20 protein-coding genes are annotated in these 25181 nt (G+C 72.7%); 4 read left to right on the forward strand and 16 right to left on the reverse strand.

Features of this window, described 5'->3' with window-relative positions; translation table 11 throughout:
- Positions 1–72 precede the first annotated feature (72 nt).
- The 8 genes from cimA to DTB53_RS08840 all read right to left on the reverse strand — a co-directional run bounded on the left by cimA (position 73) and on the right by DTB53_RS08840 (position 8646).
- Positions 73–1680, reverse strand: a complete 1608-nt coding sequence (gene cimA, locus DTB53_RS08805) for a citramalate synthase (protein WP_003966052.1) — start codon at positions 1678–1680, stop codon at positions 73–75.
- A 308-nt stretch (positions 1681–1988) separates the two neighbouring features.
- Positions 1989–2603: a TetR/AcrR family transcriptional regulator gene (locus DTB53_RS08815; RefSeq protein WP_003966053.1), complete on the reverse strand. Its 615-nt coding sequence runs from the start codon at positions 2601–2603 to the stop codon at positions 1989–1991.
- Positions 2600–3643, reverse strand: a complete 1044-nt coding sequence (locus tag DTB53_RS08820; protein ID WP_012378900.1) for an agmatine deiminase family protein — start codon at positions 3641–3643, stop codon at positions 2600–2602. Before DTB53_RS08820 ends, DTB53_RS08815 begins: the two co-directional genes overlap by 4 nt.
- A 177-nt stretch (positions 3644–3820) precedes the next feature.
- Positions 3821–4924 (reverse strand): branched-chain amino acid aminotransferase, encoded by a 1104-nt coding sequence (locus DTB53_RS08825; RefSeq protein WP_012378901.1) that lies wholly within the window; start codon positions 4922–4924, stop codon positions 3821–3823.
- Between the two features lie 256 nt (positions 4925–5180).
- Complete coding sequence (locus DTB53_RS08830; protein WP_012378902.1) at positions 5181–6224, reverse strand: 3-isopropylmalate dehydrogenase; 1044 nt, start codon at positions 6222–6224, stop codon at positions 5181–5183.
- A gap of 110 nt (positions 6225–6334) precedes the next feature.
- Positions 6335–6463, reverse strand: a complete 129-nt coding sequence (locus tag DTB53_RS37350) for a hypothetical protein (protein WP_003966058.1) — start codon at positions 6461–6463, stop codon at positions 6335–6337.
- A 321-nt stretch (positions 6464–6784) separates the two neighbouring features.
- Positions 6785–7336 carry a GNAT family N-acetyltransferase gene (locus tag DTB53_RS08835; RefSeq protein ID WP_012378903.1) on the reverse strand — a complete coding sequence of 184 codons (552 nt, stop codon included), beginning with the start codon at positions 7334–7336 and terminating at the stop codon, positions 6785–6787.
- A gap of 242 nt (positions 7337–7578) precedes the next feature.
- On the reverse strand, positions 7579–8646 hold the full coding sequence (locus DTB53_RS08840; protein WP_012378904.1) for a S1 family peptidase: 1068 nt from the start codon (positions 8644–8646) through the stop codon (positions 7579–7581).
- 203 nt (positions 8647–8849) lie between these two features.
- On the opposite strand from DTB53_RS08840, the gene DTB53_RS08845 reads away from it, so the two are divergent.
- On the forward strand, positions 8850–9560 hold the full coding sequence (locus DTB53_RS08845; protein WP_042496027.1) for a nitroreductase family protein: 711 nt from the start codon (positions 8850–8852) through the stop codon (positions 9558–9560).
- 148 nt (positions 9561–9708) lie between these two features.
- Here the strand turns inward: DTB53_RS08845 and pruA are convergent, their stop codons facing one another.
- Together pruA and DTB53_RS08855 are read right to left on the reverse strand one after the other, a co-directional pair.
- Complete coding sequence (gene pruA, locus DTB53_RS08850; protein ID WP_012378906.1) at positions 9709–11340, reverse strand: L-glutamate gamma-semialdehyde dehydrogenase; 1632 nt, start codon at positions 11338–11340, stop codon at positions 9709–9711.
- A gap of 79 nt (positions 11341–11419) precedes the next feature.
- The gene (locus DTB53_RS08855) at positions 11420–12346 is read right to left on the reverse strand and encodes a proline dehydrogenase family protein (protein WP_012378907.1); all 927 of its coding nucleotides are present in this window, start codon (positions 12344–12346) and stop codon (positions 11420–11422) included.
- Between the two features lie 191 nt (positions 12347–12537).
- Here DTB53_RS08855 and DTB53_RS08860 point away from each other — a divergent pair, with 191 nt between their 5' ends.
- Complete coding sequence (locus DTB53_RS08860) at positions 12538–13686, forward strand: PucR family transcriptional regulator (protein WP_030705632.1); 1149 nt, start codon at positions 12538–12540, stop codon at positions 13684–13686.
- A 52-nt stretch (positions 13687–13738) separates the two neighbouring features.
- On the opposite strand, the gene DTB53_RS08865 is transcribed toward DTB53_RS08860, so the two are convergent.
- The 3 genes from DTB53_RS08865 to DTB53_RS08875 all read right to left on the reverse strand — a co-directional run bounded on the left by DTB53_RS08865 (position 13739) and on the right by DTB53_RS08875 (position 15829).
- On the reverse strand, positions 13739–14521 hold the full coding sequence (locus DTB53_RS08865) for an isoprenyl transferase (protein ID WP_012378908.1): 783 nt from the start codon (positions 14519–14521) through the stop codon (positions 13739–13741).
- Positions 14522–14603: 82 nt separating this feature from the next.
- Complete coding sequence (locus DTB53_RS08870) at positions 14604–15134, reverse strand: hypothetical protein (RefSeq protein WP_012378909.1); 531 nt, start codon at positions 15132–15134, stop codon at positions 14604–14606.
- On the reverse strand, positions 15131–15829 hold the full coding sequence (locus DTB53_RS08875) for a hypothetical protein (RefSeq protein ID WP_012378910.1): 699 nt from the start codon (positions 15827–15829) through the stop codon (positions 15131–15133). The genes DTB53_RS08870 and DTB53_RS08875 overlap by 4 nt, the downstream gene beginning before the upstream one ends.
- 316 nt (positions 15830–16145) lie before the next feature.
- On the opposite strand from DTB53_RS08875, the gene DTB53_RS08880 reads away from it, so the two are divergent.
- Together DTB53_RS08880 and DTB53_RS08885 are read left to right on the forward strand one after the other, a co-directional pair.
- Positions 16146–16568 carry a hypothetical protein gene (locus DTB53_RS08880; RefSeq protein WP_012378911.1) on the forward strand — a complete coding sequence of 141 codons (423 nt, stop codon included), beginning with the start codon at positions 16146–16148 and terminating at the stop codon, positions 16566–16568.
- A 13-nt stretch (positions 16569–16581) separates the two neighbouring features.
- Positions 16582–19464: an ATP-binding protein gene (locus tag DTB53_RS08885; RefSeq protein WP_012378912.1), complete on the forward strand. Its 2883-nt coding sequence runs from the start codon at positions 16582–16584 to the stop codon at positions 19462–19464.
- Between the two features lie 21 nt (positions 19465–19485).
- On the opposite strand, the gene DTB53_RS08890 is transcribed toward DTB53_RS08885, so the two are convergent.
- From DTB53_RS08890 to ilvC, 3 genes are all read right to left on the reverse strand, one after another.
- Positions 19486–21984 (reverse strand): Tox-REase-5 domain-containing protein, encoded by a 2499-nt coding sequence (locus DTB53_RS08890; RefSeq protein WP_042496031.1) that lies wholly within the window; start codon positions 21982–21984, stop codon positions 19486–19488.
- Between the two features lie 280 nt (positions 21985–22264).
- Positions 22265–23857, reverse strand: coding sequence for a phosphoglycerate dehydrogenase (gene serA / locus DTB53_RS08895; protein WP_003966070.1), 1593 nt, complete (start codon positions 23855–23857; stop codon positions 22265–22267).
- Between the two features lie 298 nt (positions 23858–24155).
- Positions 24156–25157 (reverse strand): ketol-acid reductoisomerase, encoded by a 1002-nt coding sequence (gene ilvC / locus DTB53_RS08900; RefSeq protein ID WP_003966071.1) that lies wholly within the window; start codon positions 25155–25157, stop codon positions 24156–24158.
- Between the last annotated feature and the right edge of the window lie 24 nt (positions 25158–25181).

Raw genomic sequence — 25181 nt, forward strand, 5'->3', positions numbered from 1 at the left:
CACCTCTTGAACGCGCGAGAGCCGCCACCCGGTGACGGGCGGCGGCTCTGGCGCGGCTGGGTTCGCGGCGGGTTACTCCGTGGGCTCGACGCCCGCGCGCAGCAGTCCGTAGGTGTACGCGTCCTCCAGCGCCTGCCACGAGGCGGCGATGACGTTCTCGGCGACCCCCACGGTCGCCCAGTCGCCGGTGCCGTCGCCCGTGGTGATGAGGACGCGCGTGGTGGACTCGGTGCCCGTGCGGCCCTCCAGGATGCGGACCTTGTAGTCGACCAGTTCCAGCTTGGCGAGCTGCGGGTAGATCCGCTCCAGGGCGACGCGCAGCGCCCGGTCCAGGGCGTTGACCGGGCCGTTGCCCTCGGCGGTGGCGACGATCCGCTCGCCCTTGGCCCAGAGCTTCACGGTGGCCTCGTTGGCGTGGGTGCCGTCGGGGCGGTCCTCGACGATGGCCCGCCACGACTCCGTCCGGAAGTAGCGCCGGGCACGGCCCTCGACCTCGCCGCGCAGCAGCAGTTCGAAGGAGGCGTCGGCGGCCTCGTAGGTGTAGCCCTGGAGTTCGCGCTCCTTGACCCGCTCCACGACCCGGCCGACCAGGGCGCGGTCGTCACCGAGGTCGATGCCGAGCTCCTTGCCCTTCAGCTCGATGGAGGCGCGGCCCGCCATGTCGGAGACCAGCATCCGCATGGTGTTGCCGACCAGCTCGGGGTCGATGTGCTGGTAGAGGTCGGGGTCGACCTTGATCGCGGAGGCGTGCAGCCCGGCCTTGTGGGCGAAGGCCGAGACGCCCACGTACGGCTGATGGGTGGAGGGCGTGAGGTTGACGACCTCGGCGATGGCGTGCGAGATGCGGGTCATCTCGGCGAGCGCGCCCTCGGGCAGCACCTTCATGCCGTACTTGAGTTCCAGGGCGGCGACGACGGGGAAGAGGTTGGCGTTGCCGACCCGCTCGCCGTAGCCGTTGGCCGTGCACTGGACGTGGGTGGCGCCGGCGTCGACGGCGGCCAGGGTGTTGGCGACGGCGCAGCCGGTGTCGTCCTGGGCGTGGATGCCGAGCCGGGCGCCGGTGTCGGCGACGACGGTGGAGACGACGGCCTGGACCTGGGCGGGCAGCATGCCGCCGTTGGTGTCGCAGAGGATGACGACCTCGGCGCCCGCCTCGTACGCGGTGCGGACCACGGACTTGGCGTACGCGGCGTTGGCGCGGTAGCCGTCGAAGAAGTGTTCGCAGTCCACGAAGACCCGGCGGCCCTGCTCGCGGAGGTGGGAGACGGTGTCGCGGACCATCTCCAGGTTCTCCTCCAGGGTGGTGCGCAGGGCCAGCTCCACATGCCGGTCGTGCGCCTTGGCCACCAGCGTGATCACCGGGGCGCCGGAGTTCAGGAGCGCCTTCACCTGGGGGTCCTCGGCCGCGCTGCCACCGGCCCTGCGGGTCGCGCCGAACGCCACGAGCTGGGCGTTCTCGAACGTGATCTCCTGCTGGGCGCGGGCGAAGAACTCCGTGTCCCGCGGGTTGGCCCCCGGCCAGCCGCCCTCGATGTACCCCACGCCGAAGGTGTCCAGATGACGGGCGATGGTCAGCTTGTCGGCGACCGTCAGGTTGATGCCCTCACGCTGAGCACCGTCGCGCAGTGTGGTGTCGAAGACATGGAAACTGTCGTCGGTGGCGTTGGCCTTGGTGGTCATGCTGATCTGACTCCTGTCGGATGAGTGGATCCGGACGATCGGGTTCCACTTGCCCCCATCATCCCGCTTGCTCGTTCCGGCCCGGGTACGGGCCGGAAAACGAAAAAACCCCTCGCGGGTGCGAGAGGTCTGCGCGCGGGTCTGGGGCACGATGGCCGCGCCGCACATGGTGGTACGGGGCGGTCACTGCGGACCGGCGCGCCTGCTGCCAATAATCATGACGGACGAGGACACGGGAGCAGTCTGGCACAGCGGGCTCTGTGTGACGGCGGTGTCTCAGGATGCGGTCGTGACACTGGTCGCACCGCTCAGTGAACGCCTCGCGTCAGCGTCTCGTCCAGGAACTCCGCCGCCTGTGCCAGCACCTGATCGCGGCCCGTCCCCGGGATCCCGACCGTCACGTGGACGCTGAATCCGTCGAGCAGCGCCCGCAGCCGGGCGGCGAACCGGTCGGCGTCCACCGGCCGGAACTCGCCGCGCGAGATCCCCTCGGCGAGCAGCGCCACCAGGTCGCGGTGCCAGGCCCCCTCGATGGCGGCCTGGCGGGAGCGGGCGGTGTCGTCGGCGTTCTGCGAGCGCCCCCAGACCTCCAGCCAGAGCGTCCAGTGGGGGTCGCGGTGCCCGGCGGGGAGGTAGAGGCCGATGTACGCGTCCAGCCGCTCTCGGGCCGTTCCGGGCCGGGCGAGCAGGGCGCCACGCTCGGCTCCCAGGCGCCGTTCGCTCCACTCCAGGGTCTGGAGGAGCAGTTCGTCCTTGGTGCGGAAGTAGTAGAGGAGGTGGCCGCTGCTCATCCCCACCTCCCGCCCCAGCCCGGCCATGGTCAGCCCGTCGAGGCCGCGCTCGGCGACGGTGGCCATGGCGGCGGCGAGGACGTCCTCGCGGGGCGGGGCGGCGTGGTGGCCGCGACGGGGGGCGCGGGTCATGGGGTGGCTCGGACCTTCGGCTGCTGCTGGGTGACGCAGTGGATGCCTCCACCGCCGGCGAAGATCGTACGTGCGTCGACGAGGGTCACCGTACGGTCCGGGAAGAGGCCCCGGAAGATCGCGGCGGCCTCCTCGTCGCGCGGGTCGTCGAAGGCGCAGAGGACCACGCCGTCGTTGCAGAGGTAGTGGTTGATGTAGGAGTAGTCGGCCCACTCCCCGTCCTCGTCGCGCAGCACGGTGGGCGCGGGTACCTCGACGACCTCCAGGGCGCGGCCCCTGGCGTCGGTGGCGGCGCGCAGGACGGCCGACAGCTCGCGGGTGACCTCGTGGTCGGGGTGGGCCGGGTCGGGCTGGACGTGGACGAGGACGGTGCCCGGGCGGGCGAAGGCGGCGACGATGTCGACATGGCCGAGCGTGCCGTACGTCCCGTAGTCGGCGGTCAGTCCGCGGGGCAGCCAGATGGCCTTCTCGGTGCCGAGGCGGGCGTGGATCTCCGCCTCCACCTGCGCGCGGCTCCAGCCGGGGTTGCGCTCCCGGCCGAGCTGGACGGTCTCGGTGAGCAGGACGGTCCCTTCGCCGTCCACGTGGATCGCGCCGCCCTCGTTGACGAGCGGGGAGCTGTGGGCGGGGGCGCCGGTGAGCTCGGCGACGGCCCGGGCGATGTGCTGGTCGCTCTCCCAGCGGGCCCAGCCCTGGGCGCCCCAGCCGTTGAAGGTCCAGTCGACGGCCGCGAGGGTGCTGCCGTCGGTGACGAAGGTGGGGCCGATGTCCCGCATCCAGGCGTCGTCGAGCGGCCGGACGACCAGCTCCACGTCCGGCCCGAGCAGGGCCGCCGCCCCCTCCTCCTGGCCGGGTCCGACGACCATCGTGACCGGCTCGAAGCGGCGTACGGCCCGGGCGACGGCGGCCCAGGCACCGCGGGCCCGGGCCAGCTCGGCGTCGGAGGCGAAGGTGGGGTTGGGCCCCGGCCAGGCCATCCAGGTGCGCTCGTGCGGGGCCCACTCGGGGGGCATGCGGAAGGGGGCGGGGGCGGCGGGCATGGAGACTCCAGGGACGATGACTTTAGAACGCCACTCTAACGGTTGGTAGGGGATACACCAGGGGACTTTGGTCCTTGTTTCGAGCGGCGCTCAATGCGCCGGACACGGAAAAGGCCGCACCGGCTGCGGAGCCGGTGCGGCCTTTCGGGGCCGGGGAGTCCCCTGGGCCCTGTCGACCTAGCCGAGCGGGTGCATCCAGCCGTGGGTGTCCTCGACCACGCCGCGCTGGATGTCGAGAAGACGCTCCCGGAGCCTCATGGTGACCTCGCCGGGCTCACCGCCGCTCTGGGTCCACTCGCCGCCCTCGGACTTCACCAGGCCGACGGGGGTGATGACGGCGGCGGTGCCGCAGGCGAAGACCTCCAGGAGGGTGCCGTTCGCGGTGTCGTCGCGCCACTGGTCGATGGAGATCCGGCCCTCCTCGGAGCCGTGACCGAGGTCGCGGGCGACCTTGAGGAGGGAGTCGCGGGTGACGCCGGCGAGCAGCGAGCCCGTGAGGGACGGGGTGATGATCTTCTTCGAGCCGTCCTCCTGGGCGTACACGAAGTAGAGGTTCATGCCGCCGAGTTCCTCGACCCACCGGTGCTCGACCGCGTCGAGGTAGGCGACCTGGGCGCAGCCGTGCGCGGCGGCCTCGGCCTGGGCGAGGAGGGATGCGGCGTAGTTGCCGCCGGTCTTGGCGTCGCCCATGCCGCCGGGGACGGCGCGGACGCGGTTCTCCGAGAGCCAGATGGAGACCGGCTTCACCCCGCCGGGGAAGTAGGCGCCGGCGGGCGAGGCGATGACCAGGAAGAGGTACTCGTTGGCCGGCTTCACGCCGAGGCCGACCTCGGTGGCGATCATGAAGGGGCGCAGGTAGAGGGATTCCTCGCCGCCGTGGGCCGGAACCCACGCCTTGTCCTGCTGGACCAGCGCGTCGCAGGCCTCGATGAACGTCTCGACGGGCAGCTCGGGCATGGCCAGACGCGCGGCCGAGCGCTGGAAGCGGCGGGCGTTGGCGTCGGGGCGGAAGGAGGCGACCGTGCCGTCGGGCTGGCGGTAGGCCTTCAGCCCCTCGAAGATCTCCTGCGCGTAGTGCAGGGTCATGTTGGCCGGGTCCAGCGACAGCGGACCGTAGGGGACCAGCTGGGCGTCGTGCCAGCCCCGGCCCTCGGTCCAGCGGATGGTCACCATGTGATCGGTGAAGTGCCGGCCGAATCCGGGGTTGGCCAGGATCGCCTCGCGCTCCGCGTCGGACAGCGGGTTCGAGGAGGGCTTGAGCTCGATCGTGGGCGTCGTCATGAGTCGTGTCCTTCACCGGTCTTGTGTGTGATGGACCGCGCTCACGCCTGTTCGTGCCCGACGCTTTTCGGTCAGGTCCTAGGACGTCCGAGCTTTACCGCGAGCCACGGCCCCGCGTTCGATTATCTCTTGCGGGGGGCCGTGCACGAAATGGTGTGCATGCGGTCCTGGGGTCGATGGTGGCACCCGGGGGCCGCACAGGTGAAGCCGCCGGGCGCTGAGTGCGACCCGGCGGCTTCGAAGTGGAGTCGTCGGGTCAGCTCGCTACGCGTACCGCGAGGGCGTCGCCGATCTCGTCGGTCGTGCGCGCGACGGATCCGTCGCGCTCCGCGAGGTCGGCGGAGACGGCGTCCTCGATGCGCGCGGCCTCGGCCTCGTAGCCGAGGTGGCGCAGCAGGAGGGCGACGGAGAGGACCGTGGCGGTGGGGTCGGCCTTGCCCTGCCCCGCGATGTCGGGGGCGGAGCCGTGGACCGGCTCGAACATCGACGGGAACGCGCCCGTCGGGTTGATGTTGCCGGAGGCGGCCAGGCCGATGCCGCCGGAGACGGCGGCGGCGAGGTCGGTCAGGATGTCGCCGAAGAGGTTGTCGGTGACGATGACGTCGAAGCGCTCCGGCTGGGTGACGAAGAAGATCGTCGCGGCGTCGACGTGCAGGTAGTCGGTGCTGACCTGGGGGTACTCGGCGGCGACCTTGTCGAAGGTGTTCTTCCACAGGTGGCCGGCGTAGACGAGGACGTTGTTCTTGTGGACCAGCGTCAGCTTCTTGCGCGGGCGGGCCGCCGCGCGCTCGAAGGCGTCCCGGACCACGCGCTCGACGCCGTACGCCGTGTTGAGGCTGACCTCGGTGGCGACCTCGGCGGGGGTGCCGGTGCGCAGCGAGCCGCCGTTGCCGGTGTACGGGCCCTCGGTGCCCTCGCGGACGACGACGAAGTCGATGTCGGGGCGGCCGGCGAGGGGGGTCGCGGTGTTGGGGAAAAGCTTGGAGGGCCGCAGGTTGATGAAGTGGTCGAACGCGAAACGCAGCTTCAGCAGCAGCCCGCGCTCCAGGACGCCGGACGGCACGGACGGGTCGCCGATGGCGCCGAGGAGGATGGCGTCGTGGCCCTTGAGGGCTTCCAGCTCCGCGTCCGGGAGGGTGTCGCCGGTGCGGTGCCAGCGCTGGGCGCCGAGGTCGTACTCCTTGGTCTCCAGCTTCACGTCCTGCGGGAGGACAGCGTTGAGGACCTTGAGGCCCTGGGCCACGACTTCCTGGCCGATTCCGTCACCGGGGATCACTGCGAGATCGATGCTGCGAGACATGCCGGAAGCCTAACGGTGCGTCCCACCCCATGACATCCGGCGTCCACCATACGGACGAGGCGCAAGGGCGTTCGGGGGGTCGGGGTGGGGTCGGGTGGTACGCGGGCGGCTCAGTGGCCGGTCGAGCCGCCGTTGTCACGGCGGTCCAGGGCGCGCTGGAGGGCGGCGGCGGCGTTCTTGCGGTCCGACTCGGACTGGCGGGCGGCGTGGCGGACGCGACGGGCGGTGGTGGTGGCCATGATGGATCGACTCCTTGAGATCGCATGGATGCCGGGGGCGGGCCGCACACCGTGGTGCGGCGCCGGGGCCGGGCCGGGATCGGATTTCGAGGTGCCGGAAGGAGCGGGGGGCGTACGCCGCAGGGGGTTACCTGCTTCGGGGCGTGCACCCGCTACCGCCACAGTCGCTCGATCGAGCGATTCGTTCGGCTCCTACCAAGTTAGGACAGCGGAGCCGTCCTGTCTCCACAGTTAGTCGGACTTCCTACTATCTGAGACGGCTCATGGGATCGACCCAGGTCAGAGCGGTGGAGGGGTAAGAGGGACGAGCGGCCCGCCCGCTCAGAGCAGGTCGCCCCCACGCCAGTCGAAGGCCAGCGGGTGGGCGGGGGCGGGGAGGGGAAGTCCGGCGGCCGGGCGGACGTAGGTGGTGCCCTCCTCCTCGGGCAGCGGGACGGGGCCGGCCGGGCCGAGGGCGGCGAGCCCGCCGGGCCAGACCTGCCAGCCGCTCGACGCGTAGAGCGCCGCGCCTTCGGCGGAGGCGGACAGGGCCCCGAAGTCGTAGGCCGTGTCGATGACGCGTTCCAGCCCGGCCATCACCCGGCGGCCGAGGCCCCTGCGGCGGTGGCCGGCCCGGACGGCGACGGCCTCGACGTACCCGACGCGGTAGGAGCGGCCCGCGTGCAGGACGCGGCGCTGGACGACGCTGCCGTGGGCGGTCGGGCGGCCGTCCGGCTCGCACAGCAGGACGTGGATGCCGCCGAGGGAGTGCTCCCAGTCCTCGTCGCCGAAGTCGCCGTCGAAAGCGGTGTCGAGCAGCTCGCGGATCCGGCCCCGTTCGACCGGGGTGAGCTCATGGGTGTGGGCGACGCGCGGTGCGGGAGAGCGGTCCATGCCCCTCAGCCTGCCAGCCGCCCCGGCCCGCCCGACACCGAGATTCACCGCCGCGCGCGGACCCGCCCGGACCGGGGTGCGCGGGGTCCGGGCGGGCGGGGTCGGGCAGGGCCGGCGACGGCGGTGACCGTGGCCGCGGTCCGGGCGGTGGCCGGGGCGGCGACCTGGCCACGTCCGGACGGTGCGCCGACAGTGACCGGGGCCGCGGAGGCGACCGCGGCCCCGGTCGCTGCCGTGGCGGCTCAGTACACCGTCACGCCGTACGCGGAGAGCGCCTCGGTGACCGGCTGGTGGATGGCCGAGCCCGCGGTGCCGGAGCAGCCGGAGCTGCCCGAGTGGATGCCGAGGGCGACGGACCCGGCGAAGTGCGCTCCGCCGCTGTCGCCGCCGGCCGAGCAGGCGGTGGTGCGGACCATGTTGTAGACGGGCCCGTCGCCGTAGTTGACGGTGACGTTGACGGCGGTGACCGTGCCGGAGGTCACCTTCGTGGTGGATCCGCTCTTCTTGATGGCCTGGCCGACGACGGCGTTGGCGGCGGAGGAGATGTCCTGGGTGGAGCCGTTGTAGAGGTCGACGGTGCCGGCGGGCGACGAGCCGTCCGTGTAGCGGACGATGCCGTAGTCGTTGGTCGGGAAGCTGGTGCCCTCCCGCACTCCGACGACCGAACCGCCGGAGCTGGCCGACCAGTTGGCGGAGATGTTGGTGCAGTGCCCGGCCGTCACGAAGTAGCGGGCCCCGCCCTTGGTGACGTTGAAGGCCGCCGAGCAGCGGCTGCCGCCGCCGTAGATGGCGCCGCCGCCCAGCACCTCGCGGTGGAAGACGCCCGGCACGCGCTTGATGTCGACCGCGCTGCCGAGGCGTTCCGCGACGGCTTCGAGGCGGGCCATGTCCCGCGCGGAGACGGAGGAGTCGGCCTCGACGGCGACCCGGTTGGTGCGCGGGTCGACGCCCCAGGAGGTGCCGGTGATCTTGGCCTCGGCCTCCAGGGTCGCCATCGCGGCGTCGAGCTGGGCGGCGCTGCGGGCCACTCGGCGGACGGTGGCCCCGGCGGCGCGGGCCTGCTCCTCGGCGCGGTCGGTGGTGACGGTGACGACCAGGCCGCCGGTCTTCGCGTCGAGGTAGGTGCCGGCGGTGGCGGCCCCGAGCTGTCGTTCGACGGCGGCGTCGAGCGCGTACGCGGACGGGGCGGGGATCGCCGAGGGGGCGGCCGGCGGGGTGTCGGCGGCGGTGGAGGGGGCGGCTCCGAGTCCGAGGGCGCCGGCGACGAGCAGCAGGGAAACACCGAGGCGCGCGCGGGAGTTGCGTCTCATGGGGGAGCTCCTTCTGGGGTGACGTGTGGGGACGTACCGAGAAGGAATTTGACATGCTCATTACCTGGTTCACAAGACCGCGTACCCGGGGTCGCCGGAGGGCGGACAGCCGGTCCCGGTCAGCGGACACTGACCGGGACCGGTCCCGCGCCTGTCCGAAGCCCCGCTTCCCCCGGGCCTCCCCCACCGCGCACACTGCGGCCATGTCCGACACCACGCCCACGCCCCGGCCGTGGTCGCCCACCCATGGCGACCCGTACCGCCCCGTGCCCCACCGCCCCGAGCGGATCGCCCCGGAGGAGTCGCTCGCCCGCGCCGCCCGGCTGCGGGAGCGCATGGACGAGCGAAGGACCGTCCGCGCCTTCTCCCCCGACCCGGTCCCCGAGCAGGTGGTGCGCGACGCCATCGCGTGCGCGGCCACCGCGCCCTCCGGCGCCCACCAGCAGCCGTGGACCTTCGCCCTGGTCAAGGACCCCGGGGTCCGCCGCAGGATCCGGGAGGCGGCCGAGCACGAGGAGAAGGTGAGCTACGACGGGCGGCTCGGCGAGGAGTGGCTCGCGGCGCTGCGCCCGCTGGGCACGGACGCGGTCAAGGCCCACATGACGGACGCGCCCGCCCTGATCGTGGTGTTCCAGCAGCGCTACTGGCTGGGCGAGGACGGTACGAAGCGCAAGCACTACTACGGGGACGAGTCGGTGGGGATCGCGGTGGGCATGCTGCTCACCGCCCTGCACCTGTCCGGTCTCGCCGCGCTGATCCACACCCCGAGCCCGATGCGCTTCCTCGGCGAGGTCCTGGACCGGCCCGAGAACGAGAAGGCGTTCGCCGTGATCCCCGTCGGCTATCCCGCCGACGACTGCGAGGTCCCCGACCTGGTGCGCAAGTCGCTGGAGCAGGTGCTCGTGGAGATCTGAGAAGCCCGCCGCGAAAGCCCGTACCGGCGGCCCCTCCATGGAAACCGCCCCCCGGCCGGCAGGGGGGCCGGTCGGGGGGCGGTGCTCAGAGGACCTCGCGAGGAGGCCACTGGTCCGGGGCGTCGTGCTGCGGCGCCCCGGAAGGGTGTCAGCCCTGGTGGGGGTAGGTGTAGTCGGTCGGCGGGACCAGCGTCTCCTTGATGGCCCGGGTCAGGGTCCAGCGCTGGAGGTTCTGCGGGGCGCCCGCCTTGTCGTTGGTGCCGGAGGCACGGCCGCCGCCGAAGGGCTGCTGGCCGACGACGGCGCCGGTCGACTTGTCGTTGATGTAGAAGTTGCCCGCGGCGTAGCGGAGCTTGTCCATCGTGTACGCGGCGGCCGCGCGGTCGCCCGCGATGACCGAACCGGTCAGCGCGTAGTCGGAGACCGACTCCATCTGCGCGAGCATGGCGTCGTAGTCCGCGTCCTCGTAGACGTGGATCGCGAGGATCGGGCCGAAGTACTCGGTCGTGAAGACCTCGTTCTCGGGGTCGGTGCAGACGATGACGGTCGGGCGGACGAAGTAGCCCACCGAGTCGTCGTAGGTGCCGCCCGCGATGACCGTGCAGGTCGGGTCGGACTTGGCGCGGTCGATCGCCGCCTTGTTCTTGGCGAACGAGCGCTCGTCGATGACGGCCCCGATGAAGTTGCTCAGGTCGGTGACGTCACCCATCGTGATGGAGTCGACCTCGGCCGCGAACTCCTCCTGGAAACCGGAGTTCCAGATGGAGGCGGGGACGTACGCCCGCGAGGACGCGGAGCACTTCTGGCCCTGGAACTCGAAGGAGCCGCGGGTCAGCGCGGTCTTCAGGATGGCCCGGTCGGCGCTGGGGTGCGCGACGACGAAGTCCTTGCCGCCGGTCTCGCCGACGAGCCGCGGGTAGGTGCGGTAGTTGGCGATGTTGTTGCCGACCGTCTTCCACAGGTGCTGGAAGGTGGGGGTCGAGCCGGTGAAGTGGATGCCGGCCAGGTCGCGGTGGTTCAGCGCCACCTCGGAGACGGCCTTGCCGTCACCGGTGACCAGGTTGATGACGCCCTTGGGCAGCCCGGCCTCCTCCAGGAGCTGCATCAGCAGCACGGCGGCGTGGGTCTGCGTCGGGGACGGCTTCCACACCACGACGTTGCCCATGAGGGCGGGGGCGGTGGGGAGGTTGCCCGCGATGGCCGTGAAGTTGAACGGCGTGATCGCGTAGACGAAGCCCTCCAGCGGGCGGTGGTCCATGCGGTTCCACACGCCCGGGGAGTTGGCCGGGGGCTGCTCGGCGAGGATCTGGCGCGCGTAGTGCACGTTGAAGCGCCAGAAGTCGATGAGCTCGCAGGGGGTGTCGATCTCGGCCTGCTGGGCGGTCTTGGACTGCCCCAGCATGGTGGAGGCGGCCAGCGTCTCGCGCCAGGGGCCCGAGAGCAGCTCGGCGGCGCGCAGGATGATCGCGGCGCGGTCGTCGAAGGACATCGCGCGCCAGGCCGGAGCGGCGGCGAGGGCCGCGTCGACGGCGTCCCGGGCGTCCTGCTCGGTGGCGCCCGCGAAGGTGCCGATGACGGCCTTGTGGTTGTGCGGCTGCACGACGTTGACCCGCTCGCCGCCGCCCATCCGCTTCTCGCCGCCGATGGTCATCGGCAGGTCGATCGGGTTGTCGGCGAGCTCCTTGAGCTTCACCTCCAGGCGGGCGCGCTCCGGGGAGCCCGGGGCGTAGGAGTGAACCGGCTCGTTGACCGGCGCGGGGACCTGGGTGACGGCGTCCATGGTTGCCTTGTCTCCTTGGTGTCGGCGGGGGTGGGTGGGTCGGCCGTGGCCGGTTCAGCCCCGGGTCGGGGCCGGGCGCTCAGCCCTTGGTGAGGATCGAGCGGCCGAAGAACAGCAGGTTGGCCGGCTTCTCCGCGAGGCGGCGCATGAAGTATCCGTACCAGTCGGTGCCGTACGCCGTGTAGACGCGCATCCGGTGGCCCTCGGCCGCGAGCCGGAGGTGCTCGTCGCTGCGGATGCCGTACAGCATCTGGAACTCGTACTCGTCCAGTTTGCGCCCGGCCTGGCGGCCCAGCTCCTGGGCGATGGCGATGAGACGGGGATCGTGGGACCCGATCATCGGGTAGCCCTCGCCCTCCATCAGGATCCGGGTGATGCGGACGTACGCCTTGTCGATCTCGGCCTTGTCCTGGTACGCGACGGTGGCGGGCTCCTTGTAGGCGCCCTTCACGATGCGCACGCGGCTGCCGGCGGCGGCGAGCCTGCGGGCGTCGTCCTCGGTGCGGAACAGGTAGGACTGGATGACGCAGCCGGTCTCCGGGTAGTCCTTCCGCAGCTCCTCGTGGATGGCGAACATCGAGTCGAGGGTGGTGTGGTCCTCGGCGTCCAGGGTGACCGTGGTGCCGATAGCAGCCGCCGCCTCGACGACCGGGCGCACGTTGGCGAGGGCCAGCTCGTGCCCGCCCTCCAGCGACTGGCCGAACATCGACAGCTTCACGGACATCTCGGCGCGGGTGCCCAGGCCCAGGTCCTTCAGGCGCTCGATGAGCTCCAGGTAGGCGTCGCGGGCGGCCTCGGCCTGCGCGGGGGTGGTGATGTCCTCGCCGACGACGTCGAGCGTGACCTCCAGGCCCTTGTCCGCGGCGTCCTCCACGATCGGCACGACCTGGTCGACGGTCTCACCGGCGATGAAGCGGTCGACGACCTGCTTGGTGCCGGGCGCGGCCGAGACGAACCGGCGCATCTTGTCGCTGCGCGATGCGGCGAGAATCACGGGACCCAGCACGGGGCACCTCCACGAATATACGGACGAAGGGCCGCAACGGTACGAACGTGAACGGACCGGTACGGCACGGATAACCACTGTGAAATCTAGGTACCCCGTGCGGGCTGTGCCATCGACACCTGTCACGCATCCGTGGCCGCCACCTCAGACATCTGTATGAAGAAAGGCGGCAAGAGGTGCAGAATGGCGGAGTGACAGGCGATTACCAGGAACTGGTCGACGAGATCTCCGCGCTCCTCGACGCCCCGGCCACCCTGGAGAACCGGGACTTCGGCCTGGTCGCCTTCGGAGCCCACGACAGCGACGACGACAGTGCGATGGACCCGGTCCGCACCCGATCGATCCTGACCCGCCGCTCCACGCCCGCCGTGCGCGCCTGGTTCGAGGGGTTCGGCATCACCCGGGCGACCGGGCCCGTCCGGATCCCCGCCGCCCCCGAGGCCGGGGTCTTCCGGGACCGCATCTGCCTGCCGGTACGCCATCGGGGTGTCGTCCTCGGTTACGTCTGGCTCCTCGACGCCGACCCCGGCCCGAGCGACGAGCGGCTGAACGCCGCGATGGAGGTCGCCGCCCGGATCGGGGCGCTGCTCTCCGACGAGGCGCGGGCGGGCGCGGACCTGTCGCGGGAGTTCGGCGCGGCGCTCACGGCGGGCCCCGGCCGGCAGCGCGACACCGCGGTCGCCGCGCTCGGCGAGGCCCTGGGCCAGGACGCGGACGGGCTGCACACCGTGCTCTGCGTGACCCCGTGGGCGGATGACACGCCCGCGGTACGCGGGGTGGCCTCGGCGGCCGCCCTGGCGACGGTCGCCGCACCGGGGGGAGCCGGGCCGCTGTCACTGGCCGCGCTCGTCCGGCTGCGCGCGCCGGACCGCCTCGACCCGGCCCTGAGCGCCGCGGACCGGTTGCGCGCCGACGCGGGCCCGGCCGCCACCGGGGGGATCGCCACGCCGCGCCGGGGCCTGGACGGGCTGACGGTCTCCTGGCGGGAGGCCACGGCGTCCGCCCGCGCGGCCCGCGCCGAGCCCCGCCTCGGCCCGGTCGCCCGGTGGTCGGCGATCGGCCCGTACCGCCTGCTGACCGCCCTCCCGGGCGCCGCCGACGCCCCCGGGGACCCGGTGGTCGCCCCGCTGCTGACCCCGCCGCACCGGGAGCTGGCGCACACCGCCGAGGTGTTCCTGGACCACGCGGGCCAGGCGGGCCGGACGGCCGCCGCGCTGGGCATCCACCGCCAGACGCTGTACTACCGGCTCTCCCGGATCCAGCAGATCACCGGCCTCGACCTGAACGACGGCGAGGACCGGCTGCTGCTGCACATGGCGGTGAAGCGGGCCCGACTGTAGGGCCGGGACACGGCGAAGACCGGGGCAGCCCCTCGGGGAGCGTGCGGATCGGTCACTTGCCGAAGCGGCGTTCCCGGTTCGCGTACGAGCGCAGCGCGCGCAGGAAGTCCACGTGGCGGAAGGCCGGCCAGTAGCAGTCCACCCAGTGCATCTCGGCGTAGGCGGACTGCCAGAGCAGGAAGCCGGACAGCCGCTGCTCCCCGGAGGTGCGGATGATGAAGTCGGTGTGGTCGGAGACGGGCGAGTAGAGGTGCCGGGAGATGTCGTCGATCCCGAACCGGGCGGCCAGTTCGGCCGGGTCGCCGCCGGCCGCGATGTGCTCCTCGAAGGCACTCCGCACGGCGTCGACGATCTCGCGCCGGCCACCGTAGCCGACCGCCACGTCCACCTTGAGGCCGCCGCGCCCGGCCGTGGCGGCGGTGGCCTCCTTGAACACCCGGGCGCTGGCGGCGGGCAGCATGTCGAGCGAGCCGATCGCCCGGACCTCCCAGTCGCGGCCCTCGGCGGTGATGTCCCGGACGGTCTCCTCGATGACCTCGATCAGCGGGCCGAGCTCCTCGGCGGGGCGGCCCAGGTTGTCGTCGGAGAGCATGAAGAGGGTCACGTGCTCGATCCCGGCGGCCGTGCACCAGCCCAGGAACGTGGTGACCTTGGCGCCGCCCGCCCGGTAGCCCTCCCGGACGTCCGTGTGCCCGGCCTTCCGGGCCCAGCGCCGGTTGCCGTCGACCATGATCCCCACGTGCTGGGGGCGCGGCAGGCCCACCAGGGTGGCGGCGAGCCGGCGCTCGTACACCGCTTCGATGGGCCGTCGGAGGAACAGGGGAAGCAGCTTCATGTCCCCACTCCATCACAGGGCCGTCGGCGCCGGAGCGCCCGGCCGACGCTCCCGGACGTCTCCGCCGCCATCCCGCGGGTCCTCACAACGGGCTGTCCCTGTCGTCCGGTTCGGTGATCGGACGGTCGCTGACCAGGGCGGCCAGCACCGGCGGGGCGTCGCCGTCGCTGTGCCCCACGGTCAGGGCGATCCACCGGCCACCGGGAGCGAGCGGCCCCCAGACCACCAGGTCCCCGTAGAGGTCCTTGGCGAACAGCGCCTCGAACAACGGCTCCACGGGCGCCCCGGCCTCCCACCGCAGCAGCGCCACGTGCAGCCGCACCGTCCGGTACGGGTCCCAGCCTCCGCCCAACGCCTCCGCCACCTCGGCCGGCCGGCGCTCGGCGGCCTCCACGGCGTCGTTCCACTCGGGGGCGTACACGCCGGTGAGGGAGGGCCCCTCCCAGAGCGGCACGATCCGGAAGCCCTCCCCGACGACGGCCGTCCACGCGCCGGTGACCGGGTCGCCCTCGTCGGTGGTGGGGCCGGTCGCCGGGACCGGGGCGGCGAGGAGCCCGGCCACCTCCGCCGCCGCACGCCCGGCGTCGAAGTCCTCGCCGGCCCGGGAGGTCACAGGACGGCCCGGTCCATCGGGCGGGGCAGCGGAGCCAACGCCCCGGCCTCGCGCAGCCGCTGGTACACCCGCACCACGCCCGCGCTGTCGCCCGGGGCCGCGATGCTCAGCAACACCCCGCCGCCGGGCAGGGGTTCACGGACCACCTCCAGGCCGTCGGAGACGAGGGCGGCGCGGCCCGGGGAGAGATAGCCGGTCCGGCCGACGACCGGGTCGCCGACGGAGTAGCCGGCGTCGTCCTCCAGCGCGTCCAGCACGTCGTCGTCGCTCACGTCGCCGAAGTCCGGTTCCCACACCCGGGCGACGAGGGACAGGAGCACCTCCTCGGGAACCACGGCCTCGTCCGGGGCGTGCAGGATGATCGCGAGCGACTGGAGCAGGAACTCCGGCGTCCCGCCGGCCAGTCCGCTGACCTCGGCCTCCCAGCCGGGCGCCCCGGTGCCGACGAGCCGCAGCCCGGTGCCCGTGAGGTCCGACCAGTCGGCCGCGCCCTGGGCGGTGCGGAGCGCCCCGAGCAGGGTGTCCCCGTCGGGGGTGAAAGCGGTGGCGGGACCGTTCCCGTGGACCTGGCTCCAGGCGTCGGCCGCCTGCGGGACCAGCTCGGCGAGCCCGTCGAGGGTCCGCAGCCACCGTTCGGCGAGCGCCTCCGCCGGCTCGGGCCGGGGCCCCCAGAAACCCCGCACTACACGTCGCATGCCTGTCTCTCCTCCGTCGGCCGGCCCACAGCGCGCGGTTCACCCGGCGGGACGACGGCCGGGATCACCACGCGTGCAGGCTACTAGGGCGTGTTGCGAACGGAGCGCCGTCCGCCCGGAGGACGTCGCCGAGCAGGCGGGACTTTCGCAACACGCCCCAAGGGCTGTCCCACACATCCCGGCGGGCGCACGACAACGGCCTCCGCAGGGCCTCGCCGCGACAGCGCCGCGCCATCGCGGGAAACGGCCACCGGACGATCGGCACGCGTCCTATTCTCGTCGCCAGGAGGGTAGTCGGGGCTGCGAGGGGGACATGATGGATCCGATCACTGTGGCAGGACTGGCCGGGACCGCGCTGGTGGGGGCCATGGCCACCGACGCCTGGCAGCAGACGCGCGACGGGGTCGTCGCCCTGTGGCGGCGCGTCCACCCCGAGCGCGCCCAGGAGGTGGATCAGGAGCTGACGCGGCTCCACTCGATCGTCGGGGAACGCGGAACAGCCGAGGTCGAAGCGGCGATGACGCAGCTGTGGCAGCTCCGCCTGCGCGATCTGCTCCTGGCAGACCCGGCGCTCACCGCGGAGCTCACCACCCGGCTGGCCGCCCTTGCCGACGAGATGACCGCGCGGGGCGCGTCCCCGGACACCCAGGTCGTCGGCAGTCAGCACCTGGAGGCCCACGCCTCCGAGAGCGGCCGGGTCTACCAGGCCGCGCGGGACATGCACATCACCGAGAGCTGAGGGGCGCCGGCTCATGGGTGAGCGGGGCACGGCGGAGGGCCCACCGATCCCGCCCGCTCCCCCTGCGGGCGGCGGGCCGGGGCCCGGGCCGGGTGCCGGGCCCTCCCCGGGAGCGGATGCCGCCGGAGCGGGCCCCGTCCGGCTGGACGCCTTCGCGCCGGGCGGCCGGGTCTACCAAGCCGCCCGGGACCTGTACGTCTCGGAGGCCCACCACGTCGGGCCGGCCGGGCCCCTGGCCGTCGTCGAACCCGTGCTGCCCACCGACGAAGCGGCGGCCGAGGTGTTCGTGGGCCGGGGCACGGAGGTACGGGAGGTTCTGGCCGTGCTCGACCCGGCCCACGGCGCCACCGGCATGATCGTCGCCTCGTCCGTCGCGGGGCTCGCCGGCATCGGCAAGACCGCCCTCGCCCGCTCCTGCGCCGCCGAGGCCGTGGGGCGGGGCTGGTACGCGGGCGGCGCCGTGTTCGTCGACCTCAACGGCTACGCGCGCGACCCCGCCGACCAGGTCATGCCCGAGCACGTTTTCGCCCCCATGCTCCACGCCCTCGGCTTCCGGGGCCGTCCGGCCGACTCCCCCGCCGGGCAGGCGGCCCAGTACCACCGGATGCTGGCCGACCGGGCCGCCGAGGGCCGCCCGGTCCTGCTCGTCCTCGACAACGCGTCCAGCACCGCCCAGATCGCCGGCCTCATGCCCCGCTCCCGGGCCCACCGCACCCTCATCACCTCACGCCACACCCTGGTGACACGAGGCTCCCGCACCCTCGAACTCGGCGCCCTGTCACCCGCCGGTGCGCGGGCCCTCGTCGAGGAGCAGCTTCAGTTCCTCTCCCCCGGCGGGACCCGCACCGGACAGGACGCCACGGGCACGGAGCGCCTCTGCCGCCTGTGCGGCCATCTTCCGCTGGCGCTGCACATCGCCACGGCCCTCCTCGCCCGCGATCCGGACCTGACGCCGTCGGACCTCGCGGACGAACTCGCCCGCGCACGCCACAGACTGGACGTCCTCGACGACGGGGAGCGGGCGGTGCGCGCCGCGTTCGAGCTCTCCTACCGCCGGCTGACGCCCAAGCAGGCGCGCATGTTCCGCCTGCTGCCCGTCAACCCCGGGCCGCACATCGCCACGGACGCCGTCGCACGCCTCGTCGACCTGGCCGACGACCAGGCCGTCGGGCTGATCCGGGAGCTGGCCCGCGCCCATGTCGTCGAACGGGTGGGCAACGGAGTCTGGCGACAGCACGACCTCATGCGCGCCTACGCCATCGAACTGCTCGGCCACCACGGCGACGACCAGGGCGCGGCCTCCAGCCGGCTCATCGAGCACTACATAGCCCTGGCGGCCGACGCCCTGGCGGCCCTGCACGGCGAGGGGTCCGCCACCTCCTTCCCCACGGTGGAGGCCGCACTGGCCTGGTGCGACCGTGAGCACCCCAACCTCCAGGCCGCGACCTCGATGGCCGCGACCTTCGGCGACGACGACGGCGCCCTGCGCATCCAGGAGACCCTGATCGCGCTGTACGCCCATCGCGGACAGACCGCCGAATGGGAGTCCGCCGCCCGGGCGGCCGTGAGCTTCGCGAGGGAGGCGAAGGACCACCCCGGCCGGTCCCGCGCACTGCACCAGGTGATGGTCGCCCTGGAACGCGCGGGACGCCGGGCCGAAGCGGTGGCGGCGGCAGGGGCGTTGCTGCGCTTTCAGCACGTGGTCGTCGAGGCGGCCTCCCGGGCCGAGCATCCCCTCGACTGCCAGCGCCTCCTCCAGCACGCCGTCGCCGCGGTGGCGGAGAGCGGGCGCCTGCTCGGCGACCGTGAGGACTGGCTGCTGCACACACGGCGCGCCGACATCGCGCGGGTGGCGAACGCCCGTCGCCTGGACGAGTCCTTCCAGGAGATCGGCCCACGACCGCCACGTCGCCCGGCGGTGCCGGACACCGAGGACGTGCCGGACGGGGACTTCCGGGAAGCCGCCCCACGACGACCGCACCGCCCGCCCGGGCCGCCCGCCGAAGAGGAGGTACCCGACGTCGCCGTGGAGGCGACGCGGTGGGCCCGAGAAGCTCTGGACCGCCTGGCGGAGCACTCCCCCGGAATCGCCCACACGGTCGCCGGGGCCGCCCCCGCGCAGAGGGCGGCCCGGCGCGCGCTGTCCCTGATCCCCGAGGGCCTGCGGCCGGAGGACGCCGACGACTGGCGGGGGGTGTGCGCACTGCTGGCGCGCTTCGCCGCGGCACGGCTCGCGGGCGGCCCGACGTCGCGCGACGCGGGGCGGCTCGCCCAGCAGAACTGGTCCTCGCTGGTCCTGCCCCATGTGGCGAGCACGTACGAGATCGCCGTGCTGGCCCACCGACGCGTCAACGACGCGGCGGCCCAGGTGCGCCTGTACACCGACCTCGCGGAAGAGAGCTTCCGGTCCGGGGCCTACCCCCTGGCCGTCACGTGCCGGCTCGCGGCGGCCGGGATCGCGGAAGCGACGGGCGACGAGGGCGGCCAGGGCGAGGCCCTCTCCGCCGCCGCGCACGCCAACCTGCTGCTGGCGAACCACGAGGAGGCCGCCCGGTTGGCCGAGAGGGCCGCCCCCCTCCTCACCGCCGCGAAGCGCCCCGGGCCCGCGGGACGGGCGCTCACCACCCTGGCGAACGCCCGGTACAGCCTGAACTCCCCGGCCCGGGCGCTCTCCGCCGCCCTCCGGGCCGATGCACTCACAGCGTCGGCGGACGATCTGCCGGGCCGCACGGCGGCGCTCCTCGTCCTGGGTCTCGCACAACGCGACACCGGCCGCGCCGCCGACTCCGCCGCCTCCTGGCAGAGGGCGCTGCGCATCGCCCGGGCCCTCAAGGACCCCTACCTGACCCCCAGCACGGAGTCCTTCCTCAGGAGCGTGGGCCACCTGGGCGGCTGAGATGTGCCCACGGCCTCCTGCCTACTCGTCGAACGCCCCCGGTTTCCTGGTGCTGTCGTTGGGCTTCGTCGGGCTGTGGATCACCTTGATCGGCAGCCCTTCGTCCCGGAAGGCCTTGCGCGCGGCCTTCGCCACGTCCGGGTCGGAGAAGTGCCACTCCACGCTCCGGCCGCCGGACGCCTCCACCTGGGCACGGGCCTCGGTGACGAACTTGTCCTTGCCCGACGGGGTCAGGGTGCCGCTGTCGGACTTGGACAGATAGCTGCCGTAGCCGTTCTTGGCCTCCAGGAACGTCTGCCGGGAGGAGTCCCAGCCGTCGTACTCCACCGCCGGCTTGCCCTCCCGGGGATGCGGCACGACGTACTCCTGGCCCCGGTTGGTGCCGGTCACCTGCTCCTGGTAGCGCAGCCAGGACTCGTTCTTCCAGTTGGGCGCGGGGTTGCGGTCCCGGCTGGCCCAGTAGCCGTCGCCGGCGTCGGCGTCCCCGAGCGTACGGTCCTTGAGGTCGTCGGCCCAGGACGGCGGGTTGTAGTTGCGCGGGTCGGAGGTGTCGTTGCGCTGCGCCTCCGGGTACTTCTTCTTGTCCACCTCGGCCTTGCGCGCCCGCTCGGGCTCCTCCAGCCGCTTCTGCTCCAGGTGGGCGGCCCGCTCGGCGGCCCTGGCCTGGGCGGCGGCCGCCTTGGCCGCCTCGTCGCACCCGTCGTTCGCGAGGACGATCCGGCGCGGGGAGCCGCCCGCGAGCACTCCGGTGCCCGAGCCCGGCACACCGGTGGCCCCTCCCCCGCCGTACCGCACGCTCGGCGGACCCGAGGCGATGACGCAGCCGGTCCGGCGCGCGGCGTCCTCGGCGGTGTCCGCCGCGTCGTCGGCCTCCTTCGCCGCCTTCCGTACGCCGTCGAGGTCGCCGGCCTCGGCCGCCTTGCGGGCCCGGCGGGCTGCCGCCCCCGCGTCGTCCGCGGCCTTCGCCACGGCTCCGGCGACCTTGCCCAGCACCCCGAGCTTGCCGACCTTGCCGACGACCTTCCCGACGTTGTAGCCGGGGATGAAGATCGAGCCGACGTTCCAGATCACATCGGTGACGGCCCGGGTCTTCTCGCCGTTGTTCCAGCGCTCGCGGACCTCGTCCCCGACGAACACGTCGTCCCCGACCGTGACCACCGTGCCGACGGACGCCTTGCCCCAGTCCCAGATCGCGCCCAGGTAGTCGCCGTCCGCCCACTTGTCGCCCGCGCCCGAGGAGTCCTTCATCCACTGGTCGCCGAGCTGCTTGCCGTAGTCGGCGAGGCCCGACCAGGTCTCCGGCTTGAACAGGTCGATGATCCCGGTGATGTCGCCCCAGATCCCGTCGACCACGAGGCCCTTGACGACCTGGGTCGTACGGTCCCAGGCGCAGCCGAAGAAGCCCCAGCCGCCGCAGTCCTCCTGCTCCTCGGCCTGCTGCCCGCCGCTCTCGCCCTCACCGTCGTCGGACGCCTGTACGTCGTGGGCGGCCTCGGGCTCCTCGTTGTCCTCGGGGAAGGTGTCCTCGCCGGTGCCGGGGCGGCCGTCGTCGTCGGGGCCTCCCGTGCCGCCGGTCGTGGTCGAGCCCTCGGAGCCCCCCGAGCCCTCGGTGCCCCCCGAGCCCTCGGAGCCTCCCGAGCCCTGCGTACCGCCCGTCCCCTCCGTACCGCCGGTGGCTCCGGTGCCTCCCGTGGCGTCGCCGCCGGTGGCCCCGTCCGTGGTCCCTCCGGTCACGCCGCCCGTGGTCGTCGAACCGCCGTCGGCGCCCGCGTCCGCACCTCCGTCGGCACCTCCGTCCGCGCTCCCCGACGTACCGCCGTCGGCTCCCCCGTCCGTACCGCCGTCCGGGCGTTCGCCCGCCTCGACGGAGCCGGGGTCCGGGGAGACCGGGCAGGAGCTGCCGGTCAGCGAGCAGATCGCGGACTGGAGGCCCTCGGTGATCCGGCCGCCGAGGCCGCCCACCGCCATGGCCGCGATCAGCGCGACGACGATCAGGACCAGGCCCAGGTACTCCAGGGCGGTCTGCCCCCGGTCCCGCTTCCAGGTGATCATGTGCGGGAGCGAGAACTTCGGCGGCTGACCCCGTTGGCCCGACGGCAGGCGGAACCACGCCCGGCCGGCCTCGCGGTTGATCAGGACGAGGATCAGGACCGGCACGACCAACTGGGTCAGTCCGTCCGGAGACCCGTCCCCGAGGTTGGCGAGGCCTCCGAGGATCAGCCACACCTGGACGGCGACGATGCCCCACCGCACCCGCGTGGAGCCGGTCCGCACGTGCCGGGCCAACAGGGCCGCGAGCACCCCGGGGGCCGAGGCGTACAGCAGGATGCCGAGCACCTCGGCGCCCATCGCGTCCGCGGCGAGGGCCGAGCCGGACAGGCCGACCGCCCCCAGCAGCGTCGCCCCGAACAGCACCAGGAGCAGCACGCGGACCAGGACGAGCGGGCGCGGGAGTTCACGCCGTGGGGCGACGGCCCCGGCCGGGCCTCCCGCTACGGGTATGCCACCGACAGCAGACATACGTGATCCGACCCCCGGCACCCATGAGTGACATGACAACCGGTCACCCTAGGGTCGGGCACCCGCTCCCGTCGTGGGCCCCAGGACCCAACCCCGGGCCCACCTCGGCGGGTTGACCGGGCCCGGGAAAGCAACGTACCCGGCGGCGGGGCCGCTCGTACGGGACGAGCGGACCCGCTACCGGGTACGGAGCGGGGTCGTGCGGCGGTGCGTGAGCGTCAGCCGGTGAGCTTCACCCACGTGCACGCGTCAGCCGGTGAGCTTCACCGACCTGTACGCGTCAGTCGGTGAGGTTCACCGAGCGGGCCGAGGACGCGCCGATCTCCTCGGAGATCTCGGTGAGCACCGACTGCGGCACGGTCTCGTCGACGGTGAGGACGACCAGGGCCTCGCCACCTTCGGCGGCCCGCGAGACCTGCATACCGGCGATGTTCAGCCCGGCCTCGCCGAGGATCTTGCCGACCGCTCCGACCACACCGGGACGGTCCTGGTAGCGCAGGACGACCATGTGGTCGGCGAGCGCGAGATCGACGTCGTGCTCACCGATGGCGACGATCTTCTGGAGGTTCTTCGGGCCGGCCAGCGTGCCGGAGACCGCGACCTCCTGGCCGTCGGAGAGCGTGCCGCGCACGGTGACCACGTTGCGGTGGTCGGGCGACTCGGAGCTGGTGGTGAGGCGGACCTCCACACCGCGCTCCTGAGCGAACAGCGGGGCGTTGACGTAGCTGACGGTCTCGTCGACGACGTCCTCGAAGACGCCCTTGAGAGCGGAGAGCTCCAGCACCTTGACGTCGTGCTGGGTGATCTCGCCGTACACCTCGACGTCGAGCCGGGCCGCGACCTCGCCCGCGAGCGCGGTGAAGATCCGGCCGAGCTTCTCGGCGAGCGGCAGGCCGGGGCGCACGTCCTCGGCGATGACGCCGCCCTGGACGTTGACCGCGTCCGGGACCAGCTCGCCGGCCAGCGCGAGGCGGACGGACTTGGCGACCGCGATGCCCGCCTTCTCCTGCGCCTCGTCGGTGGAGGCGCCGAGGTGCGGGGTGCAGACGACCTGGTCGAACTGGAACAGCGGGGAGTCCGTGCAGGGCTCCTTCGCGTACACGTCCAGACCCGCGCCGGCGACGCGGCCCTCCTTGAGGGCGGAGTACAGCGCCTCCTCGTCGACGATGCCGCCGCGGGCGGCGTTGACGATGCGCACCGAGGGCTTCACCTTGTGCAGCGCCTCGTCACCGATGAGACCGAGGGTCTCGGGGGTCTTCGGCAGGTGCACGGTGATGAAGTCGGCGACCTCCAGCAGCTCGTCCAGGCTGAGGAGCTTGACGCCCATCTGCGCGGCGCGGGCCGGCTGGACGTAGGGGTCGTAGGCGACGATCTTCATGCCGAAGGCCGACATCCGCTGGGCCACCAGGACGCCGATGCGGCCGAGGCCGACGACGCCGAGGACCTTCTCGCTGAGTTCCACCCCGGTGTACTTGGAGCGCTTCCACTCGCCGTTCTTCAGCGCGGTGTTCGCCTGCGGGATGTTGCGCGCGGTGGCCACCAGGAGACCGCAGGCCAGCTCGGCCGCGGTGACGATGTTGGAGGTCGGGGCGTTGACGACCATCACGCCGGCCTTGGTGGCCGAGGAGACGTCGACGTTGTCCAGACCGACGCCCGCGCGGGCCACGACCCGGAGCTTCTTGGCGGCGGCGATGGCCTCGGCGTCGACCTTGGTGGCGGAGCGCACCAGGATGGCGTCGACGTCGACGATCGCGGGGAGAAGCTCGGCGCGGTCCGCGCCGTTGCAGTGCCGGATCTCGAAATCCGGACCCAGGGCGTCGACCGTGGCGGGCGACAGCTCTTCAGCGATGAGTACGACAGGTTTCGAGCTCACGTGAGTCCTCACAAGTCCAGTGCGGACGGCCGTCCCGACGGCCGCAGGCGGTGGAGGGGCTAGCCGCGTGGAAGACGCACGACACTGTGGGCCCTGACGCGTGTATCTGTTGAGAAGTGTAGTCATGCGACGCGCCTCGTACTGCGCCCCGGTGCGAGGATCACCCGCACGAGGGTGGCCGTCGTGTACACCCGTACGGGACCGCCCCTCCGGCGCCCCGTGCGGAGCGGCTTCCCCGGTCCTCCGGTACTGCGGAGCGGGGCGGGTCCGCGACGGACCCGCCCCGCTCCGAAGAGGCCTAGGCCTCTTCGTCGTTCACCCAGCTCATGAGCTTGCGCAGCTCGCGGCCCGTGGTCTCCAGCAGGTGGTCGCTGTCGGCCTTCTTGTACTCGTTGTACTTGGGCAGGCCGTTGTGGTACTCGGCCATCCAGTTCTTGGCGAAGGTGCCGTCCTGGATCTCGGCGAGGACCTTCTTCATCTCGGCCTTGGTGGCGTCGGTGATGATCCGGGGGCCGGTGACGTAGTCGCCCCACTCGGCGGTCTCCGAGATGGACCAGCGCATCTTCTCCAGGCCGCCCTCGTACATGAGGTCGACGATGAGCTTCAGCTCGTGGAGGCACTCGAAGTACGCGATCTCGGGCTGGTAGCCGGCCTCGGTCAGCGTCTCGAAACCGGCCTTGACCAGGGCGGCGGTGCCACCGCAGAGGACGGCCTGCTCACCGAACAGGTCGGTCTCGGTCTCCTCGGTGAAGGTGGTCTTGATGACGCCGGCGCGGGTGCCGCCGATGCCCTTGGCGTACGACAGGGCGAGCTCCAGGCCCTTGCCCGAGGCGTCCTGCTCGACGGCCACGATGCAGGGGACGCCGCGGCCCTCCTCGTACTGGCGGCGGACCAGGTGGCCGGGGCCCTTGGGGGCGACCATGCAGACGTCGACGCCGGCCGGCGGCTTGATGAAGCCGAAGCGGATGTTCAGGCCGTGGCCGAAGAACAGCGCGTCGCCGTCCTTGAGGTTGTCCTTGACGGACTCCTCGTAGACCTGGGCCTGGATCGGGTCCGGGACGAGGATCATGATGACGTCGGCCTCGGCGGCGGCCTCGGACGGGGTCACCACGCGCAGGCCCTGCTCCTCGGCCTTGGCCTTGGACTTCGAGCCCTCGTGCAGACCGACGCGGACGTCGACGCCGGAGTCACGGAGCGACAGCGCGTGGGCGTGGCCCTGGCTGCCGTAACCGAGAACCGCGACCTTGCGGCCCTGGATGATGGACAGGTCGGCATCGTCGTCGTAGAACAGCTCGGCCACTGGGTCTTCTCCTTGGTGTGCAGG

It is taken from the genome of Streptomyces griseus, assembly GCF_900460065.1.
GTDB lineage: Bacteria > Actinomycetota > Actinomycetes > Streptomycetales > Streptomycetaceae > Streptomyces > Streptomyces griseus.

What these genes read in the sequence shown, in the direction of transcription:
- cimA (WP_003966052.1), bottom strand. Translation starts at nt 1,680, where the DNA reads ATGACCACCAAGGCCAACGCCACCGACGACAGTTTCCATGTCTTCGAC.
- DTB53_RS08815 (WP_003966053.1), bottom strand. Translation starts at nt 2,603, where the DNA reads ATGACCCGCGCCCCCCGTCGCGGCCACCACGCCGCCCCGCCCCGCGAG.
- DTB53_RS08820 (WP_012378900.1), bottom strand. Translation starts at nt 3,643, where the DNA reads ATGCCCGCCGCCCCCGCCCCCTTCCGCATGCCCCCCGAGTGGGCCCCG.
- DTB53_RS08825 (WP_012378901.1), bottom strand. Translation starts at nt 4,924, where the DNA reads ATGACGACGCCCACGATCGAGCTCAAGCCCTCCTCGAACCCGCTGTCC.
- DTB53_RS08830 (WP_012378902.1), bottom strand. Translation starts at nt 6,224, where the DNA reads ATGTCTCGCAGCATCGATCTCGCAGTGATCCCCGGTGACGGAATCGGC.
- DTB53_RS37350 (WP_003966058.1), bottom strand. Translation starts at nt 6,463, where the DNA reads ATGGCCACCACCACCGCCCGTCGCGTCCGCCACGCCGCCCGCCAGTCC.
- DTB53_RS08835 (WP_012378903.1), bottom strand. Translation starts at nt 7,336, where the DNA reads ATGGACCGCTCTCCCGCACCGCGCGTCGCCCACACCCATGAGCTCACC.
- DTB53_RS08840 (WP_012378904.1), bottom strand. Translation starts at nt 8,646, where the DNA reads ATGAGACGCAACTCCCGCGCGCGCCTCGGTGTTTCCCTGCTGCTCGTC.
- DTB53_RS08845 (WP_042496027.1), top strand. Translation starts at nt 8,850, where the DNA reads ATGTCCGACACCACGCCCACGCCCCGGCCGTGGTCGCCCACCCATGGC.
- pruA (WP_012378906.1), bottom strand. Translation starts at nt 11,340, where the DNA reads ATGGACGCCGTCACCCAGGTCCCCGCGCCGGTCAACGAGCCGGTTCAC.
- DTB53_RS08865 (WP_012378908.1), bottom strand. Translation starts at nt 14,521, where the DNA reads ATGAAGCTGCTTCCCCTGTTCCTCCGACGGCCCATCGAAGCGGTGTAC.
- DTB53_RS08875 (WP_012378910.1), bottom strand. Translation starts at nt 15,829, where the DNA reads ATGCGACGTGTAGTGCGGGGTTTCTGGGGGCCCCGGCCCGAGCCGGCG.
- DTB53_RS08880 (WP_012378911.1), top strand. Translation starts at nt 16,146, where the DNA reads ATGGATCCGATCACTGTGGCAGGACTGGCCGGGACCGCGCTGGTGGGG.
- DTB53_RS08885 (WP_012378912.1), top strand. Translation starts at nt 16,582, where the DNA reads ATGGGTGAGCGGGGCACGGCGGAGGGCCCACCGATCCCGCCCGCTCCC.
- DTB53_RS08890 (WP_042496031.1), bottom strand. Translation starts at nt 21,984, where the DNA reads ATGTCTGCTGTCGGTGGCATACCCGTAGCGGGAGGCCCGGCCGGGGCC.